General features: G+C 55.7%; 15 protein-coding genes and 1 pseudogene. 9 read left to right on the forward strand and 7 right to left on the reverse strand.

From position 1 onward, the window contains the following. Position 1 precedes the first annotated feature (1 nt). On the forward strand, positions 2–1,480 hold the full coding sequence (locus JCM25414_RS00855; RefSeq protein ID WP_369345948.1) for a M20/M25/M40 family metallo-hydrolase: 1,479 nt from the start codon (positions 2–4) through the stop codon (positions 1,478–1,480). Further along, a pseudogene (locus JCM25414_RS15620) lies at positions 1,365–3,936 on the forward strand (TonB-dependent receptor plug domain-containing protein). Before JCM25414_RS00855 ends, JCM25414_RS15620 begins: the two are co-directional and overlap by 116 nt. A 345-nt stretch (positions 3,937–4,281) precedes the next feature. Here JCM25414_RS15620 and JCM25414_RS22730 read toward each other — a convergent pair. The 4 genes from JCM25414_RS22730 to JCM25414_RS22145 all read right to left on the reverse strand — a co-directional run bounded on the left by JCM25414_RS22730 (position 4,282) and on the right by JCM25414_RS22145 (position 7,370). Continuing rightward, positions 4,282–5,619, reverse strand: coding sequence for a hypothetical protein (locus JCM25414_RS22730; RefSeq protein ID WP_159101678.1), 1,338 nt, complete (start codon positions 5,617–5,619; stop codon positions 4,282–4,284). Then, positions 5,517–6,200, reverse strand: coding sequence for a hypothetical protein (locus JCM25414_RS15625; protein ID WP_148300874.1), 684 nt, complete (start codon positions 6,198–6,200; stop codon positions 5,517–5,519). Before JCM25414_RS15625 ends, JCM25414_RS22730 begins: the two co-directional genes overlap by 103 nt. An 86-nt stretch (positions 6,201–6,286) precedes the next feature. Further along, a complete protein-coding gene (locus JCM25414_RS15630; protein ID WP_025840420.1) occupies positions 6,287–6,784 on the reverse strand; it encodes a MobC family plasmid mobilization relaxosome protein in 498 nt (165 codons plus the stop codon). Positions 6,785–6,878: 94 nt separating this feature from the next. Beyond that, positions 6,879–7,370, reverse strand: coding sequence for a helix-turn-helix domain-containing protein (locus tag JCM25414_RS22145; protein WP_025840421.1), 492 nt, complete (start codon positions 7,368–7,370; stop codon positions 6,879–6,881). Between the two features lie 314 nt (positions 7,371–7,684). On the opposite strand from JCM25414_RS22145, the gene JCM25414_RS00885 reads away from it, so the two are divergent. Further along, positions 7,685–8,284: a recombinase family protein gene (locus JCM25414_RS00885; RefSeq protein WP_025840422.1), complete on the forward strand. Its 600-nt coding sequence runs from the start codon at positions 7,685–7,687 to the stop codon at positions 8,282–8,284. A 24-nt stretch (positions 8,285–8,308) separates the two neighbouring features. On the opposite strand, the gene JCM25414_RS00890 is transcribed toward JCM25414_RS00885, so the two are convergent. Then, positions 8,309–9,214, reverse strand: a complete 906-nt coding sequence (locus JCM25414_RS00890; protein ID WP_025840423.1) for a hypothetical protein — start codon at positions 9,212–9,214, stop codon at positions 8,309–8,311. A gap of 10 nt (positions 9,215–9,224) precedes the next feature. After that, on the reverse strand, positions 9,225–10,070 hold the full coding sequence (locus JCM25414_RS00895; RefSeq protein ID WP_025840424.1) for a hypothetical protein: 846 nt from the start codon (positions 10,068–10,070) through the stop codon (positions 9,225–9,227). Between the two features lie 275 nt (positions 10,071–10,345). Here JCM25414_RS00895 and JCM25414_RS00900 point away from each other — a divergent pair, with 275 nt between their 5' ends. Both JCM25414_RS00900 and JCM25414_RS24000 read left to right on the forward strand, forming a co-directional pair. Further along, positions 10,346–10,951 carry a recombinase family protein gene (locus JCM25414_RS00900; protein WP_025840425.1) on the forward strand — a complete coding sequence of 202 codons (606 nt, stop codon included), beginning with the start codon at positions 10,346–10,348 and terminating at the stop codon, positions 10,949–10,951. 287 nt (positions 10,952–11,238) lie between these two features. Then, positions 11,239–12,246 (forward strand): hypothetical protein, encoded by a 1,008-nt coding sequence (locus JCM25414_RS24000; RefSeq protein ID WP_025840426.1) that lies wholly within the window; start codon positions 11,239–11,241, stop codon positions 12,244–12,246. Between the two features lie 196 nt (positions 12,247–12,442). On the opposite strand, the gene JCM25414_RS00910 is transcribed toward JCM25414_RS24000, so the two are convergent. Beyond that, positions 12,443–13,627 carry a hypothetical protein gene (locus JCM25414_RS00910; protein WP_148300875.1) on the reverse strand — a complete coding sequence of 395 codons (1,185 nt, stop codon included), beginning with the start codon at positions 13,625–13,627 and terminating at the stop codon, positions 12,443–12,445. A 1,106-nt stretch (positions 13,628–14,733) separates the two neighbouring features. Here JCM25414_RS00910 and JCM25414_RS23525 point away from each other — a divergent pair. The 4 genes from JCM25414_RS23525 to JCM25414_RS22735 all read left to right on the forward strand — a co-directional run bounded on the left by JCM25414_RS23525 (position 14,734) and on the right by JCM25414_RS22735 (position 17,471). Next, positions 14,734–15,195 carry a hypothetical protein gene (locus JCM25414_RS23525; RefSeq protein WP_199897557.1) on the forward strand — a complete coding sequence of 154 codons (462 nt, stop codon included), beginning with the start codon at positions 14,734–14,736 and terminating at the stop codon, positions 15,193–15,195. Continuing rightward, positions 15,164–15,997, forward strand: coding sequence for a TIGR02391 family protein (locus JCM25414_RS00925; RefSeq protein WP_051535588.1), 834 nt, complete (start codon positions 15,164–15,166; stop codon positions 15,995–15,997). Before JCM25414_RS23525 ends, JCM25414_RS00925 begins: the two co-directional genes overlap by 32 nt. A gap of 407 nt (positions 15,998–16,404) precedes the next feature. Continuing rightward, a complete protein-coding gene (locus JCM25414_RS00930; protein WP_035442373.1) occupies positions 16,405–16,824 on the forward strand; it encodes a RusA family crossover junction endodeoxyribonuclease in 420 nt (139 codons plus the stop codon). Further along, a complete protein-coding gene (locus tag JCM25414_RS22735) occupies positions 16,821–17,471 on the forward strand; it encodes a hypothetical protein (protein WP_148300876.1) in 651 nt (216 codons plus the stop codon). The genes JCM25414_RS00930 and JCM25414_RS22735 overlap by 4 nt, the downstream gene beginning before the upstream one ends. Positions 17,472–17,558 lie beyond the last annotated feature (87 nt).

A 17,558-nucleotide genomic window follows, 5' to 3' on the forward strand; every position in this document is an offset into this window, starting at 1 on the left:
GGTGCGCAAACTGGCCCAAAATGACAGGCAGGATTTGTCTGCTGAACTGATCAGTGTCATCGAGCGGAATTTTGAGCGGGAGCAGGTTCCGTTCCTGCAGGAGCTGGTTCGTGTTGCTTCCGACAATCCGGCAGGCGACTGCGCCCCGCATGCGGCCCATACGGCTATCCTGCTTGAGACCATGGGCTTCGAGGTGGAGCGTCATCCGGTCCCTGAGGCAGTTGTGCGCCAGCACGGGATGCTGAGCGTGACCAACCTCGTCATCCGCCGGATGTTTGGCGATGGTGAAGGTCCGGTTTTAGCCTTGAATGCCCATGGCGATGTCGTGCCGCCGGGTGGCGGGTGGACCTGTGATCCCTATGGTGGCACGATTATCGAAGGGCGCCTGTTCGGCCGGGGCGCTGCGGTATCAAAATCCGATTTCTCCACCTACATCTTTGCATTGAGAGCCCTGGCTGAACGCGGGAATGGCCTCAACGGGCAGGTCGAGGTTCACCTTACCTATGACGAGGAGACCGGTGGTCATCTTGGCCCAGGATGGCTGCTCGATCAGGGAATAACCCGCCCCGACTATGTTATCAGCGCAGGCTTCACCTACGATGTGATGATTGCTCATAATGGCAGCTTGCAGCTTGATGTAAGGCTCGCTGGCGTGGCAGCCCATTCGGCCTGGCCTGAAACCGGTCAGGATGCGATCGAAGCATGCACCCGGATCATGCAGGCCCTTTATCAATATCGAGACGGACTTTCCAACATTCGTTCCGATGTCGAAAAGATAGATACGCCCACTCTGGTAATTGGCGTCATCTCTGGCGGGGTCGCAGCCAATATCGTGCCTGAAATGGCGCAGTTTCGTCTTGAGCGACGTATCCTCCCGGATGAAGATCCCGCCCTGGTCGAAGCCGATCTCAGGACACTGATCCTGGACGCCGCAGGCGGAGTCCCCTGCCAGATCGAGCGCCATCTTCTGGCAGATCCACTCGTGCCGTCTGCTGGCCAGACCCCTCTCGTTGAGGCGCTTCAGGACGCCGCTCAGAGTGTTCTGGGTGAACTGATACCGGCGTCCGGCATGCCTCTTTTTACGGATGCCCGCCTCTACGCCAAAGCCGGCATTCCCACTGTCTTGTATGGCGCTGGCCCGAGAGATCCGCGTGATGCCAATGGTCACCGCGCCAATGAGCACGTGGTTCTTGATGACTTGCGCCGCGCCACAGAGGTCGTCGCGTTGGCGCTGTCGCGTCTCCTTCAGCGAGACTTTTCCTCGCTTTCAAACGCGCCCCTGGGCGCGCGCCGATTTGGGGCACAGCCCCCGTATTCCTGGAAACCGATAATAGGCCGCGCATCTGCGGGATATGGAACCGACCATGAAGATCAGAAAGCTTGCGCTATACTCAACGATCCTGTCGGTTGGCCTGTGGGGCAATCTGGCTCAGGCACAATCTTCCCCGGAGGTGAAGGCATCCGGCAAGGAGGTGCGTAAGGAACCGTCTCATGCAACGAGCAAGAACGGTCATGGTGCAAAGGCAAGGAAAGCCGCTCAGATCCGCAAGCCAGTCAGTGGCGGTGAGGAAGCGCTGATCGTAACCGGCACGCATTCCACAAATCGCAAGGCGCGACAAAGCACAAGCCTATTACCGTTCTATCTTCGGCGACGCTGCGTCGTTCGGGGATGCTCAATCTTGCTGACGCACTGACGCGCACCTATCCGTCTATCAATATCAGCACGATGGGCAATGATGCTGGGGCATTGACATCATTTATCCGTATGCGTGGTCTCAACCCGAACGAGGTTCTGGTGCTGGTCGATGGCAAGCGTCGTCACACCACCGCCAATATCAATGCCGATGCCGGTCCGAACTTCGGTGCGACGCCTGTCGATCTTAACATGCTTCCTTCGAACATGATCGATCATATCGAGATTCTCGAGGACGGCGCGGCGGCGATGTACGGGTCGGACGCCATTGCGGGTGTCGTGAATATCATTACCAAGAAGCAGGACCACGGCGCCTCCATGAGCGCACAGACGGGCGCGAATGCCTATAATGGTGACGGTTGGCAATATCAGTTGAATGCCGATGGCGGGACGAAGCTGGGCAAGGATGGGTTCCTGCATATCGGCGCGCAGATTTACCACACCGATCATTTCGTAACGAATACCGTTGATAACCGCCTTGCTGGCTACGTGCCTGCGGGCGCTGCAAATGAGCTCTATACCGGCTCGGTCAAAGTGCCGAAAAATTCGAACAAGATCATGAGTACACCCGAGGAGACACGCGAAAATCTCGGGATCAATTTTGGCAAGGATATTACCGAAGATCTTTCTTTTTACGGACAGGTTACCTACGCGCATCGTCATGCCGAGGCCTATGAAAATTATCGCGTGCCGTCTGGTACCAGCGCGAGCAATCCGGTCGTGTTCCCCTACGGGTACTCCCCTCTTGAGACCATTGATGAGAATGATTACGCGGCTACGCTGGGACTGAAGGGTGGCCGTGTCTTCGGGTTTGACTGGGATCTGAGCACGACCTGGGGTGAGGATCTCGACAAGATCACGGTACAGAACACGACCAACCCCAATATGTATGCGGCGACAGGATACACGCCTACGACGGTGCGGGCTTCGAATTTTCGTATGGCGCAATGGACGAACAACCTGGATTTCAGGCGTAATTTCCGTATCGCGAATGCCGTACCTGTGACTGTGGCTTTCGGTGGCGAGCATCGTCTTGAGCAATATACCATTCTCGCTGGAGAGCCGGCTTCCTACGAATACGGGGGCACATCCGCGCTGGCCGGCCTGACTCCACAGGATGCCGGGAAATGGGACCGTGACATATGGGCAGGTTATCTGGACGGGGATTTCCATCCTCTGAAGAACTGGGATCTCGATTTCGCCGGCCGGTTCGAGCATTACACCGATGTCGGCAATACCGAGAATGGCAAGGTATCGACACGGTATGATTTCACGCGCCGTATTGGAGTACGCGCGACGATCAGCAACGGCTTCCGGGCGCCCACAATGGCGGAGCAGCACTATAGTGCGATCAATGTCGGTCCGACCTCGGTGCTTGGCTTGCTGCCTGTCTCTTCGGAAGCCGCACGCGCCACGGGGGCGTCGCCGCTGAAGCCAGAACGCTCGACCAGTGCCAGCGGGGGCATTGTTCTGGAGCCGATCGACGGGTTTCATATCGAAACCGACGTGTATCAGATCAATATCCGTGATCGCGTCGTACAAGGCGGCAACGTGACGGGCCCAACCGCTATCGCAGCCCTTTCCAGCCTGGGCGTTTCATTGCCTGCCTTGACCCAGCTTTCCGAAAATGCAGTCCAGACCTACTACTTTACCAACGGGGCCAGCACCCGGACACAGGGGTTGGATATCAAGGCAGACTACATGGTGCGCATGCACCGATACGGCAATGTTACACTGTCTATGGCACTCGACCTCAACAGAACACGGCTCACGCATAATGGGATGTCATCGAGCGGATCTCCCCTCCTAAATGCGCAAAATATTGCCTATCTCACGACTGGTTTTCCACGCAGTAAGATCATCCTGAATGCCTACTGGACCCTAGGGAACTGGGACGTGAATTTGAGGCAGACCCGGTACGGTGAGACTGTCGGTATGATGACGTATCAGGACTGGACCCCAACCGCTGCGATCTGTCCGATCGACGGCAAGCAGTTACAGCAATCCAGCACATGCTTCGCCCAATTCAAAAATACGCCACGCTGGCTCACCGACCTTGAAGTTGGTTACCGGATTTCACCACGCTGGCACATTGCGGTCGGGGCCAATAACATCTTCAATATTCGTCCCAGAAAACTGCCTGCGGAGCTCAATCAGCTGGGTGGCAATCCTTATGATACGTTCTCCTCCAAGTGCCGATGACCGGCGGGTACTACTATGGAAGGGTCAATCTCACGCTTTAAGAGTTTTTAAGGCAGTTATTGGAGGCCTGCTCCTAATTTTTTATGTAAATGCCACAGCAAGCTGGACAGGCTTCCGGACACGTTCAATAGAGAAAGCGCTACTTATTCGGAGTGATGGAAATAGAGCTCGATCATATCATCCGAATACTGCGGTTGCGCGGGACATAGGGATTGTTTGGAACATGTACCCCGATTATCGGCAGCGTAGTTTGGGAGTTCAATTGCAGCCCATCATTGTATGAGGCCCATTAAAGGCGAGGGGCGGAAACATATTCGTCTCTCGCCTCTGTAGGCTAATTTGTTCTCAATGGAGCGCGCATGAAGACCACAATCACTTGACCCACATCATGTGCGTAGATTTGGCTCTTCCATTAGCGGGGGGGCATCAGATTTCATCACTGATGGGGAAGTCAGGGCCTCGGCGACTGGGAAAGCTTTCTCACTTTTTATCTCCTCTGCCAGTCGTTCTGCCTCAGCCTCGTCCAACTTCCTAAAAGCGACCCGCGTCACGTATTTGGCTTTTTCAAGATTGCCGGTCAGCTTGCATTTCATGATCTCTGCCTGTGTCTCACGAGGCAGTTTTGCTGGCGGCATCCAGATGGCCTTCAGCAGGTCCAGATCTCTCCTGGCCCTATCGCACTGGACGACATGGCGTGCTTTCCATGCGGTGATCTCCTCCTGCCTTCGCCTGTCGGCCTCGCGGCAGAGCCTGACAAGCCATTCCCTGCATGTATCCCGCCTGACGATCTGCTGAAGCAGCTCATGGTTCTCTCTCCGTAGCTGCGTATTGGCTTCCTCGCGTTCCGTCGGCACGGGCAGACAAAGCGGCTCGGGCGGTGCTGCACGTAAACCCAAATGCCAGAACACGGTCTCCAGAAGATAGCGCAGGATCTCGGCCAGCGTTTTTGTGAGCCGCTCTATTTCTTCGTCGAGATGGGAGAGGCGTTTCTTCTTCGAGAGAACGAATACCCTGTCACGCAAGGCATCATGCTCCCGCCGTGTTTCCTGCAACTGTTTTCCGGTCTGCCAGAGCTGCCTGCGTGCGTCCTCTATACATGCAAGCGTGGCGGCACTTTGTTCAGCGACAGAGCGCCGCGGGCCATACGCCAGAGGCGGTTTTGCATTCAGTACCGTGCGGCACGCCCTAGCTTCACATTTCCACTGCCGGATGTAGTGAGCAAAGTTCGGTGGCAGTGCATCGATACGATCCAGCGAGAGGATCCTCGGCTGTTTGGACGAGGGATGTGACGGCCTTGCTTTCGCAGCTGCTCTCGCAAATGCTTCAGGGTCACGCCTGAGTTCCGCAAGGGGCGGCAGAAGCAGACCACTCTCCTCTCCATGGCGCACCATCGCAGCCATCTCCAGAGGGGCACGCTCCAGGAGCGGTTTGACTGCTGCCCTGATATCACCGCGCTTTGGCCTTGCGGCTTCCTCTACGAGGAGTTGGCGGAAATCCTTCATGCGCGTTTTCGTCAGGCGCGTGAAAGACCCGATCAGAACACCATCAGTCGTCTCGATTATATGCGCGTCCTTGCGGGTATCCTGCCGGTCTCCAGCACGCATAACCCAGCCCCTTGTTTTCAGCAGGGCGCGAAAACGATGCAGCTGATTATCCGACTGCGCCCACAGGGAAGCGATGACCTTCTTTGCTTCAGCAAGATCCAGCCCCTGTCGTTCGGCCATACGAGTGATTGCGAGGTGTAGGCTGCACGTGGAAGGAGCCGTAAAGCGGGATCTGCTTTGGTCAGAGAGGACGGTGTGTCGCGAGATGCTGAGGTAGGGGCGGTGAAGTTTGCAGTCTCGGCTGCTGGCCCCTGCAGGATCGCCTCAACGCGCTCCGCCTCTGCCGTCTTTCCTTCATGACGGAGGGCTTTGACAATGGCCCGGTCATGCCGACCCGGCACCAGCTGATGCCCCAGACGCAGTTCCTCGAGGCGGGCGCATTTCTCAAGACGCTGCCATGAGAAGCGCGAGCTCAGCACATGGTCGTCCTGCCATTCGGGCAGGAGCAGATGGCCATGGGTGCTGCCATCCTTCTGATGCACGACCAGCGTCATGCGTTCCTTATCCGCCTGCAGCTCATCGCATAGCCTGGCTGCAAAAGAGGCGAGGGCCGCGTCACTCATGGGCTCGTAAGGGTTGAAGGCGATATGACGCAGGCCATAGCGTATGCCCTCGCGTCTTGCTTCCTTCATCCAGTCCGCAAGGCACCAGTCACTGCCACACAGAACACGTATGGCTTCGTTCCTTGCGCCTTGTAGCACGTGCCGGGAAACGGCTGATGGCCGCTGCTGGTCCGGATGCGGGTTTCCTGCACAATCATGCGTTCCCCTCCGGACTACGAGGAGGCTTAGTGCAATGTTTCGGAGGCGGTCTCTATAAGTCCTGATGCCTCCGCTTCGACCTCTATCCCTGTCACTGGTTCGACCATCTTCCGCGGTCTGGACATCCTCCTTGTCCTCGTCACCCGCAGGGATTTGAGCAGGACATCGACGCGGTCCTTTGTCTTTTCCAGCGCATCCAGAACATCTCCCGCCCGGACAGCGTCGCCGCAATGGGCAGAGTGAGCCAGCTGGTTGAGGTTGTTACCAATGTGCCCGAGCTCGCCCCGCAGCTTGCGCAATGAGACGCCCACAGCCCGCCCGTCATGACCGGTCAGGGCGGCCTCTTTCAGCAGGGATCGTACCCAATGAGCGGTGGTCTCATGGCCTAGAAGACGCGCTGTACCGGCCCACGCAGCGATCTCGTCAGGCGAGGCACGAACCGACAGGCGAGAGGAGCGGGCAGGGCGGGGCAGGCTGGGGACGGGAGGCGTCACGGGCACAGGAACATGCGGCGAAGCAGACATGGGATGCGCTTTCCATCAAGGGGGTCAACGGGGGCGACAGCCCCCTTGCCAGCTGCTTCGTGCACCCAACGGGTAGCCACGAAGCACTGCTGGCTCAGGGGAGCCAACCCACGACCTTATGATAGAACAAGACAGGAACGAATGCCGGGAAGAGCAGGCGGCCTCTGACAAACCCCATGCAGAATGAGAGGATTTTCCTGCGTTCCGTCCGGCGGAAATCCGCTCTCTTGCGGGCTGTCCCCTCCGGTCTCCCGGAGGGCTTTCCTTCAGCTTGGCTCGGTCTTCTGTGACGCGGGTTCACCTGCATCGGCACAGGCGCCGGCGTTGGCCTCGGCGGCAGTCTTCGGCTCCTCGACAGCTTCAGCCTCACACCGGGTCCGAACTGCGCATCCGCCGGGATGAACACTGCCCCGCAGGCTTCCAGCGTTTCACGCATGGCACGCAGGGTGCGGATATGGGGTGTGCGGGCATTCGTCTCGAAATCGGCCACCGTGCGATGCGCCATCTCGGCCATTCTGGCCAGGTCACGCTGCGAGAGCCCCAACATGGCGCGGGCGGCACGGCATTGCGAAGCAACAAGTGTCATGGAGGGCTCCGTAAAGGTAAGGGCAGGGGATGGAAGAGATGAGCGAGAGGAAGAGAGACAGGCGATAGGGGACTGGGACAGAAAGCAGGGCAGGAAGATAGATGCCGACACTGCCTCATATGCGTCGCTTTCGGAAGACGCTCGGACGGTTTTCTGAAAAAAGGCAGGGGGTTTTCGCGTGGTTTAGTGTGCTTAGTATGAAATAAGGAGTCCATATAAGTCTGTTGGGAGTCCAAATATGATTTGGAGTCCAAATACGTTGACCATGGCCTAGGAACGCCGCTATCTGTCGTCTCGAGAAGGAGAACGCAGTCATGGCGCGCTATGGATATGCCCGTGTGTCGACCGATATGCAGAGTGTCGATGCCCAGCTTCCCGCCCTCGAAGCCGAGAAGCTGGACATGATTTTCGTCGAGACCGTGTCAGGTGCCGTGCCTGCCAGGGAGCGTCCCATCCTTGCCTCGCTGCTGGACCGGCTCCAGCCTGACGACAGTCTTGTGGTGGTGCGTCTCGACAGGCTCGGGCGCGATGCAATCGATATGCTGCAGCTCGTCTCCGCGCTGGATGAGCGCAATGTCAGAGTGCGTATTCTCTCGCTGGGTATCGAAACAGGCACGGCCAATGGGCGCCTGTTCCTCACTATCCTGATGGCCATTGCGGAATTCGAGCGCGAGCTTATCCGGGAGAGAACCCGTGCAGGGATTGCGGCAGCGCGGGCAGCGGGGCGTCGTATCGGACGGCCCCGCGCGCTGACACCGGCGCAGACCCGGCATGTCAGGGCATTGGCGGCACAGGGACTTTCCATTCGGGACATCGCGTCCGTCATGAATGTTGGGCGCGCTACCGTGCATCGAGCGCTGCAGGGCGAGGTTGGACCGCAGCGGGCCGGGCCATCCTCCAGCGCCGCAGCCTGAGCCTGACGCCGGAGGGGCGTTGCTTCAGTGACGGGGCCTTTGCACCAGCGTGAGACCTGCCAGACCGCAGGCGGCGACAAGTGCAAACCAGTAGCCGCTATTCCATGAGGTGGCATCAATCAGCGCGGTCGCCTGTTTCTGTACCATGGCCTGCAAATCATGCTGCATGGCGGCATTACCGCCAAAAGCGCCAAGAAGCTGACCCGTGCTCTGGGCTGCCTCGGCTGCGAGGTGATGCAGCCTCGCATGCACGACCAGAGGCAGGGCGAGCAGCATGAGCAGCGGCAGGGTATTGAGCAGACGCGCCCGGGCAAAACCGAGCCATGGTGTCATCCAGGGCAGGAGCGTGATGGCGCAGCCGAGCAGACGCCAGAAGCCGAATGTCACAGTGATGTCCGCGCCACCCGTCTGAACACCGAGCAGCTGGTTCAGCGTGTAATCGAGCCTCATGCCCAGCATCGTGTTGCCTGCATCGAGCGTCCATCCCGGCAGAGCGTAGAACCCAAGCAGCAAGGCACCTGACATGACCATGCCGGGCAGGGTCATGCGGTCTTTCTGTTGCCGCAGATAAGGGAGCATCACGGCCCCCAGTGAGCCACCATTGCTGCGCAGGGTCTGACCGAATGCGCTCAGTGTCTCATTGGCCAGGACATCGCGCCCCAGAACATGGATGGACGCGATGCGTCCTTCCGGTGTCAGGGTAAAGCTGACTTTCTGGTTCAGGGCCGGGGCTGCTGGTCCCTGCCAGATACCGGAGAGCATGAACTCGTGTTGTTTCCCATCGGACACGAGAAGGCCTGGCTGGGCGTCGGGAATGCGGATGATTGTGCCGCGATTGGCAGCGTCCGGCCTTGCATCAGCGGATGCATGGGCTGCGGAGCTGGCGTCATGGGTATTGCCAGCGTTGGGCAGGGACGAGGAATGGTTCATCGGTCTGTCCTCACAGGGCGGGCTTGGCGGTGGCATGCGCGAGTTTGGCCTCGATGGCCGCATTGAGCTGCCGGATGATCTCGGCTGTGATGGCCTGTTCGGCACCGATATCCTCGTTCGTGATACTCAGGCTGCGCACGGCGGACGGGTTTTGCGGGACGATGCTGACATCGATGCGCAGCCAGGCCTGGGTGGTGGCAGCGCGCGGGTCTGACGAAGGCGAAGGATCAATTCCGGTGCCATCCGCTTTCTCAATGACGCTGCCGTTTTTGAAAGCGTAGAGCGCGGTCGCAGCACTCCCACCCGATAGCGGCGGCAGATGCGCCGTGTAATGCGCGGTGAGTTCGACCTTGAGGGCATCGTATCCGGGCGCATTGAGGGGCGGGTAGGAGACACTGCGCTCGATGCGGGTCACCACGCCGCCCATGACCGGTGGGGCGAGGGTGACATCGATCCTGTCGTTCTCGCGCTGGCAGGCCAGCGATGCCGGGTAGGGCTGGCTCTCGATATCCACCCCCTTATGCGATGTCCGTAGCGTCTCGGTCCGGATGCTTGGTTCTGTCTGGCAGTACTGGCGCAGGATGTTGGTGGCTTCCGGGGCGGACATGCCAAGCGAGAGACCAAGTATGGAGGCCTGACCAATCGCATTGCCCATTCTGGAATAGGTGAGCTTCTGCGTCAGTGCGACGCCGCCATTATCCTGTTTCGGAGGAGACGCCGGGGGTTCCGTGACGTGCCCCTGACCAAGCGCATTCGCTGCATTGACCATGTTGCGGCGGAAAGCCTCCATATCCTGAGCCTGAGCGAGCGGCGCTGAAGCCGCAGACAGCAAGAGGCAGGCGATGACGCGTTTCATGGTTTCCCCCGGAGTGATGTGACGCAGGCCATCACAGGGCCGGGACAGGTGTCAGTCTGAACCGCCCAGGAAGTCATGACAGGGCAATAATGGGGTTAGGGGTGAGCGGGAGCTCGACCTTGCAAAACCCTTGCCGTGACTGACTTTCTGGCGGCTCGACGGTGTCCTGTCCGGTTGTGATGACCGGTTCACAATCCGTCGGTTTCGGGACGGCACGGCATCGGGTCGGGAGTCCTGTCTCCAAACCGTGTTCCGAAACAGCCGAGGGGGTTTTCATGACACGGTATGGCTATGCACGCGTCTCAACCGATGATCAGACGCATGATCCGCAGCTGGTGGCACTTGAGCGGGAAGGGGTGCGGGAGATCGTACTCGATACGGTTTCCGGCGGGGTTCCGGCTGCGTCACGACCGGGTCTGTCCGGACTGCTGGCGAAATTGCAGCCGGGCGACAGTCTCGTTGCAGCGCGTCTCGACCGGCTGGGGCGCACCATGCTCGACGTCATGGGGCTGGTGGGCAGTCTCGTGGAACGTCAGGTGCGCGTGAGGCTTCTCGATGTCGGGATCGAGACCGGCACAGCAAACGGGCAGCTATTCCTGACCATCCTCGCCGGGTTTGCCGAGTTCGAGCGAGAGATTATCCGTGAGCGAACGCGAGCCGGGCTCGAGGCAGCACGGCGTAGCGGGTCACGGCTGGGGCGGCCTGGGCGCCTGACCGACAGGCAGCGCAGGCATGTGGTCGAACTGCACAAGGCAGGAAAATCTTTGCACGAAATTGCGCAGATCATGGGTGTCTCGAAAACCACGATCTGGCGCGCGGTTTCCAGCGGGAGAGAGCGTTCCGGAAACGAAGGTTCCGGGACGGATGACCGGGCCGCCTAGCCGGTTCGATTGACACCGGCACAATAATGACCGGTTCCGGGACAGAAAACGTGGCTAGGGGCGGTAGGTTTGGTGCGAGGGGGCGGCTATGGGGGGGAAGCGGAATGTCTGCTATTAGGCGAGGATAATAAAGAAGCGGCCACTCATATTGGGGAATACCCCCTGACAGCCGGACGCTTCAGTAACAATCGATCGGCCTCCGCTGAAGCGAAACCCCCACGACTGGTGTTCTTGAGCTTTTCAGCCTCATAATCGACGTGCAACGTTCGCGAAAGTAAAACACCGAGATGGCGGATAAATATGAAATCCACAAAGCGACTTTTCGGCGCGGTGTTACGCAGAGCATAGCGGAGCTTCATATTACGGGCGGCTGTCGAGCGGTCCAGCGGTCGAGGCACCATTGGTCTTGGTACCCAGCTCTCTACGATGGCAAGCCCCAATACCTCGCACCGCAACCCATAGAGCAGATCGGCGCTTTAGCAACGAACATCGAGCTCGATTTGTTTGGCGGCGATCAGCAGAGTGGCCTTGAAGGCCCCCTTGTGTCGCGGGTCTGGACTGCGCTCGATGGCGGCTATGCCGGTGGCCTTCAACCTGCCGATCTATGGAGGACGATCGCAGGCAATGCCGATAGAGCAGGGGATTCTGCTTACGCACTGAAAGCACGCCATATCTCGTATAGCTTAATGGCAGCCGGAATTCGACTTCGCGACGCATCAGATCATTATCATGAGCAATTGATGGCAGCGATCCAAACCAGCACGAGGAGCGGCAGCAGGTTTGAGAACATCCCGATACGCGACCTACAACTCGCCTTCCACTCTGTTTTATCCGAACTGGCCAGTACTAGGGATTATCTTGCGGCCTCAATCGCGAGCAGGCTCGGCGCACCCAACAAAATCGACGCGATGAATCGTTTTAAGGAGTGGCTTTCAGCGGCGAGCCGCGCTGACCTGGCCTGCGGGCCAGTGGCGAGTGTAATGCTGGCTGCATACGATCCTCGTGATTCCGATCCTTGGCTCCATCATCTAACGGAATATCGGAACCTCTACCTTCATCGCCAGCCGCTTGGCTCGACGGTATCGCCTGCTGTTTTGGTCTATGAGACAGTCGAATATGTGGGGCTTATCTTTCCACGTATAATTATGCCGCTGGATGCATCTGATCCGTTTGCGCCGGGTCAAGATGCTCTTACACGTTTCCTCCAACTCTATCGGGCAATGAACAAGCTTGCGCAATTAGCCGCAAGCCATGCCCCATATGATACCACCCTCCCAACGTTTGTCGTCCGCTAGAAGTGTGCGCCTCCTGAGCAGGCAGCCTGTTTGAGGGGGTCTCTGACGGTCCGCTTTCGGACGAATAACGTCGATCAAGATGTCTCCGCCAATTCCCTGGCAGTTTGCTTACCAAATTAAACGTTGACGTTCGTAAATGAAATTTTTGTATGCAACAGATTGTCGAACAATTGCGAAATCCTAGAGGCTGATAAAATTACCCATCATTCAAGACCGGCCTGAAAAATGTTTCATAAATAGCCTGACTGTTAAGCTGGTCTGGCTCGAGGCCAAACAATCGTGCGCTTGCCATCTTTGGCTGCACCAGGTTCTCATCTATGGCGTATGTAGAGGTAAAGAGTATATTATCTCTGACTAGATTCTTATTTTTTACCGAACTGATCAGTGCCGAAGGAGGCATTATATGTTGGGTAAATTCAAAAGAATAAAAGAACATCAGATCTTCGCGCAATGTTATCTGGTAAATTCCCGTCACATCCATAGACTCTATTATATCAACATCTACGGTATTAGCGCTCCTTCTAGTTGGAATTGTTTTCCTAATTTGCAAACGTAATAAGGAGGGCTCTGGATTTTTTACGTCACCTCCGTTCATAGAAACCCCAAGGCTGTGTCTCACGACGAGACTTCGAAACTCAGCATCAGCTGTCCCCGAAGTTTTATCGCCAAAAATATTAGTGAAATCGATGTCGCTGGTACCCAGCGTTGCATCCACGGTAATCGGTAGAGAACTGTTTCCAAAGCAGAGTTCTCCCATCACTCCATACCAAGGCTGATCATAGGGCAACAGCAGAGAATCATTTACGACGATAATGTAATGGGTAGACACTGGCACATGGCCAGCCTTTTTGTGTCGTTCAAACTGCTCCCGTTTTGCCTTAATAGCTGACGTAACTGACAACAATCGCTCACGGAAGACAGTATTTCTGTCTTCTTGATCTAATTTCCTTTGTTTGATGAGGTTTTTTATACGATCCTGTGGGGTTGGTGTGATTACTTCGAAGCAGAATGTCACACCATTTTTTGTGGCGACAAAGTCCGGGCCAGCATCATTACTTTTTATATCCTCAAAGTTCATGCGTAGAAGCCGCGAATAAAACAGCAACTCTGCCATTATTTGAGAATATATGTCGACATCATCAAGCATAATTTGTTTATTGAAGGTGGTATCCTTTAATCGACCATAACTTATGAAAAGAGATTTAAGACCCTCAATCATGCAACCTATAATTGTGGTCATACGATCACCAGACTCTGGTGATTTTTGGAAAAAATATTCAAACCTTGTTTTTAGTATGGATCTCCATTTACTTTCAAGGTACTTTATGCAGATATCGTCTGTTGGTATATCTTCCATGTTATTTCCTTCAATAATTGGCACAATGATCATCCCCACAAGTTTTATTTTTTGTTACGATCTGCAATTATTTTTGAAAAAATTACCGATCCGCAGAAAAATCGCAATGATGTGACTTTTTAAGCAGGAATTAATACACGAAAACCATTGCGATTACTAGGTATTTATCAATCAAGTTTTGATTGGGTTTTGCCCATTCCATGTATCGAGAACGACTTCCCCCAATTACTATCCGTCACGACGAACGCAAAATACCTTATCTAATGAGTCAATCCGAGGTGTAGCGCCTACGGAAGAGATCAGATATTTCTAGATCGAAAACCAATTGGGAATATGTTTAAATCGAAGTGGGACCGATCTAAAACTGACGTAGATGTTTCCGCTAAAGATTTGTGTCATGCCCGTTTTGAGAAATCATGATTTTGTGCTTCAGCGTCCGAAAAGTAGGCGAGAGCAATATAGCCGCTCCAGATGTTTCGGCCAATTTTTTCAGCCATCAGTTTGACCGCATGCGACAACCGCTTTGGGCTTGAAGCTGTCGTTGTCACACGATACGACCGCCCTGAAAGAAAACTTTTGGAGTATGGTCCAAAGCAGTGAACCGATGGGCCGGACACCACAACGCATCCGCTTCTTGTCGTCGGGGTATTCGTGCAGACTGCAACGCGTTAGTCTAAACCGACCACATGAAGTAGATTAACGCGACAGATCAGCAACCACGTGTTAAAATAACCAATGCTTACCTTCCCGAATGAATGGCGGTTCGAGGCTCCTGGTGATCCCCTCCCCTCGATAGTCATCAATCAATTCGATGACCTTATCTCGAGGGTCGCGTCTCAGGGCGACCGCTGGAACGTAATTGAATTCTTCAAGGTGCGTTTTGCCGGGGCGGCAGGGCTTCCCAGCCATAGAAGCTCTTCCTTGAGCTGGGCTGAGGGTGACCTCGCGAACCTCATGCATGGGGCGGCCGAGAACGCACCTCTCTTTATCAATGCATTCTGCAAGGCATGTGTCGAGCTTAGGGAGCAAGAGCCAACTGGGGCTTCCCAACAATTGAACGGCTAAACCGCGTTTTATCGGAGGCAGAGACCGGTTACGCGATCCAGCCGCCTAATCTTGTCTTTACCGGCATGCAGGTACCGATCATCAAGCCGGAGCGGCAGCCGTCCCTCGATGAGCAAGCGCAACAACTCATCCAGAGATCGCTTGATCAGTCGGAACAACTTCTTAGGGAGGGACGCGGCCGACAAGCGGTCTCGGAAATCCTTTGGCTCTTGGAAACCGTATCAACCGCTTTCCGCGGGCTAGATGCAGGATCAGGAACCATTGAGGAGAAATATTTTAACAGGATCGCAGGTGAACTCCGACGCCAGCATCGAGGACAAGTTCTTGAGCAGGTTGTGGGGTGGATGACCACGCTGTACGGTTTCCTTTCCTCGCCCACCGGCGGCCGCGTCCGTCACGGAGCCGACATCACGAACACGGCCGGAATGCCGCACGGAGATGCCGAGCTCTACTGCAACCTGATCCGCAGTTACCTCGGCTACCTGATGGCGGAGCATGACCGCATCAGCCGGGCACAGTTCCCGTAACGTGGCGACCTTCTCTCAAAGTCAGATGGAGGCCATCGCTGCCGCGCTCGGCGATACTGCCGACGGGTTAACCGGCAGCGAGATCCGCCATCTTCTTAGTGTCGCGAAGATGGATGACCCGTCTCCGGAACTGACGAAGCGCCATCGCCTCCATAATGCCTTCGCGGCCAGCCAGAACGAGCGGGGGGACCGTGTCGGAGTGATCGCGTTCATCCGGAAGGCTATGAGGCCCGAGCGATATCTTCAAAACCCTCAGCGTTATGAGCCGCTTCGCATGAAGGTGAACACCGCCCTCGCCTTTGCCGGTCTCAAAGTGGACGCGGAAGGCATTCTCGGCGCGACCAACAAGGCGACCACCATCCCCGACGCAGAGCGGCGAGCACGCGAGATGTGCGAGGATCTCGTCCGACGTGGTGTGCATCCTGACGTGCTGTCCTTCTGCCGTTCTGAGCTACTTGTCGACGACTACTTCCACGCGGTCCTCGAGGCCACGAAGAGCGTGGCCGACAAAATCCGCTCGCGTACCGGCTTGATAGACGACGGCTCCGCATTGGTTGACCGCGCGCTTAGCGGCGACCCTCCGATGCTGGCGATCAACTCTCTTCAGAATGAGAACGAGAAGAGCGAGCAGCGTGGCTTCGCAAACCTGGTGCGGGGGCTGTTCGGCATGTTCCGGAACCCGGCAGCGCACGCGCCGCGCGTTTACTGGGCTATGGAGCGCGAGGACGCCGAGGATCTTCTTTCTATGGAATCGCTGGTCCATCGACGCTTGGACAAGGCCACCATGCCGCGCAGGGCCTAGTCATCAGGTCGACAGACCGCTTCCGGCCTAAACGCGCCCGAGAAAGGTCGTCCTGCCTATGTCTGCTTTATGGAACGCTATTCATAAGCACGCATGCCCGCGATGAAGGCGAAAGATGAATATCCGCTTTTCTAAAAAAGAAATAGAAAGCGAACATCTCCAAAACTATGCCAATCACGAGGCAGATTTAGTTTAAATATTTGATATTGTTAATTTCAAATGCAATTGAGAAAGTTCTTGAGATGTCTGTCTGGCTAAAATTTTTACAGCGCGTAATTCAAGAGCATGCTATATACCCGAAAAGCTTGTTATGGTTCTAACAATGAACGAGGAGGCTGTATGTATATTTTGACTAATACGTGTAATTCCTACTGCAGCTACCTTGCTTTCGGTAAATAAGCGCACAAATGAGCGTGGAAATTCAATTCCCTCTTGAGTTTATCGTGCAAGGAACACCCGTTTCTCTTCAATGCAAACGCACCACCGCCAAAGACGACTGGAAGGGTAGAGTAAGAGATGCCAGCTATAATGTGCTTCCTGAGGGGCATTTCTCCACCGAAGCACCAATTTCCATAACATTGTTCTATTTCCCGGCGACAGAAATGCAGGGTGATGTCGATAATATCGTGAAGCCAATTCTGGACGCTTTGTCACAACATATTTATGCAGATGACAAGCAAGTCGAGCGAGTATGGGTCCAAAAATTCGAGCCTGGCCGAATTTTTGAATTTACTAACCCGTCCGAGGTTCTATCAGAAGCGTTAGATGGCGAGAAGCCACTACTATTCATCCGCCTTGGAGATGATCCAACTGAGGGGCTTGTATGATGTCGATGTCACTATCTGGTTATGAGCTTGAACGGGCGGTATTGGATATCATGGTGCCCAAGCTGGAAGCGGATGGATATCGGGTTGTAGTTCATCCCGCCCGGGACACTCTTCCTGAGTTTCTACAGCGGTATCAACCAGATATTGTTGCATATAAGAACGATACGAAACTGGCTATCGAAATCAAATCTCAGCCCCATCCGTCCGGATCGCAAGAACGCAAGCTGCGAACGCTTTTCGACGCGCATCCAGATTGGGAACTGCGCTTTGTCTATGCCCCCCCCACAAGTTCTGATGCAGACATTCCGGTTGTCTCAAAGCAGACCATCTATGACCACCTGCATCATCTTGATACTTCTGTAGACACAATGGGATCTATAGCGGCATTGCTAACTGGATGGGCGGTATTTGAAGCAGCGGCCCGTATCCTGCTCCCTAGCAGTCTCTCGCGACCGCAGTCTCCTGCCCGTCTCATAGAAGCCTTGGCATCAGAGGGATATGTAACGCCTGACGAAGCCGATACGCTTCGGTACCTTAGCCGCATTAGAAACGCGGTTGCACATGGACGCCTTGACCTAACACCATCTCGGGAGGATGTGGCGCTTCTAGTCACTATCACGCGTTCAATTTTAGAACTTGCTCCGTAAATTAATGGACCAGCATCGCTAAACCCGCTTACGACGACAGCGATAGTCTAAACCCCGATCATCTATATAACAACTTTCAGAAACCTG

It is taken from the genome of Asaia platycodi JCM 25414 (assembly GCF_000614545.1).
Lineage (GTDB): Bacteria > Pseudomonadota > Alphaproteobacteria > Acetobacterales > Acetobacteraceae > Asaia > Asaia platycodi.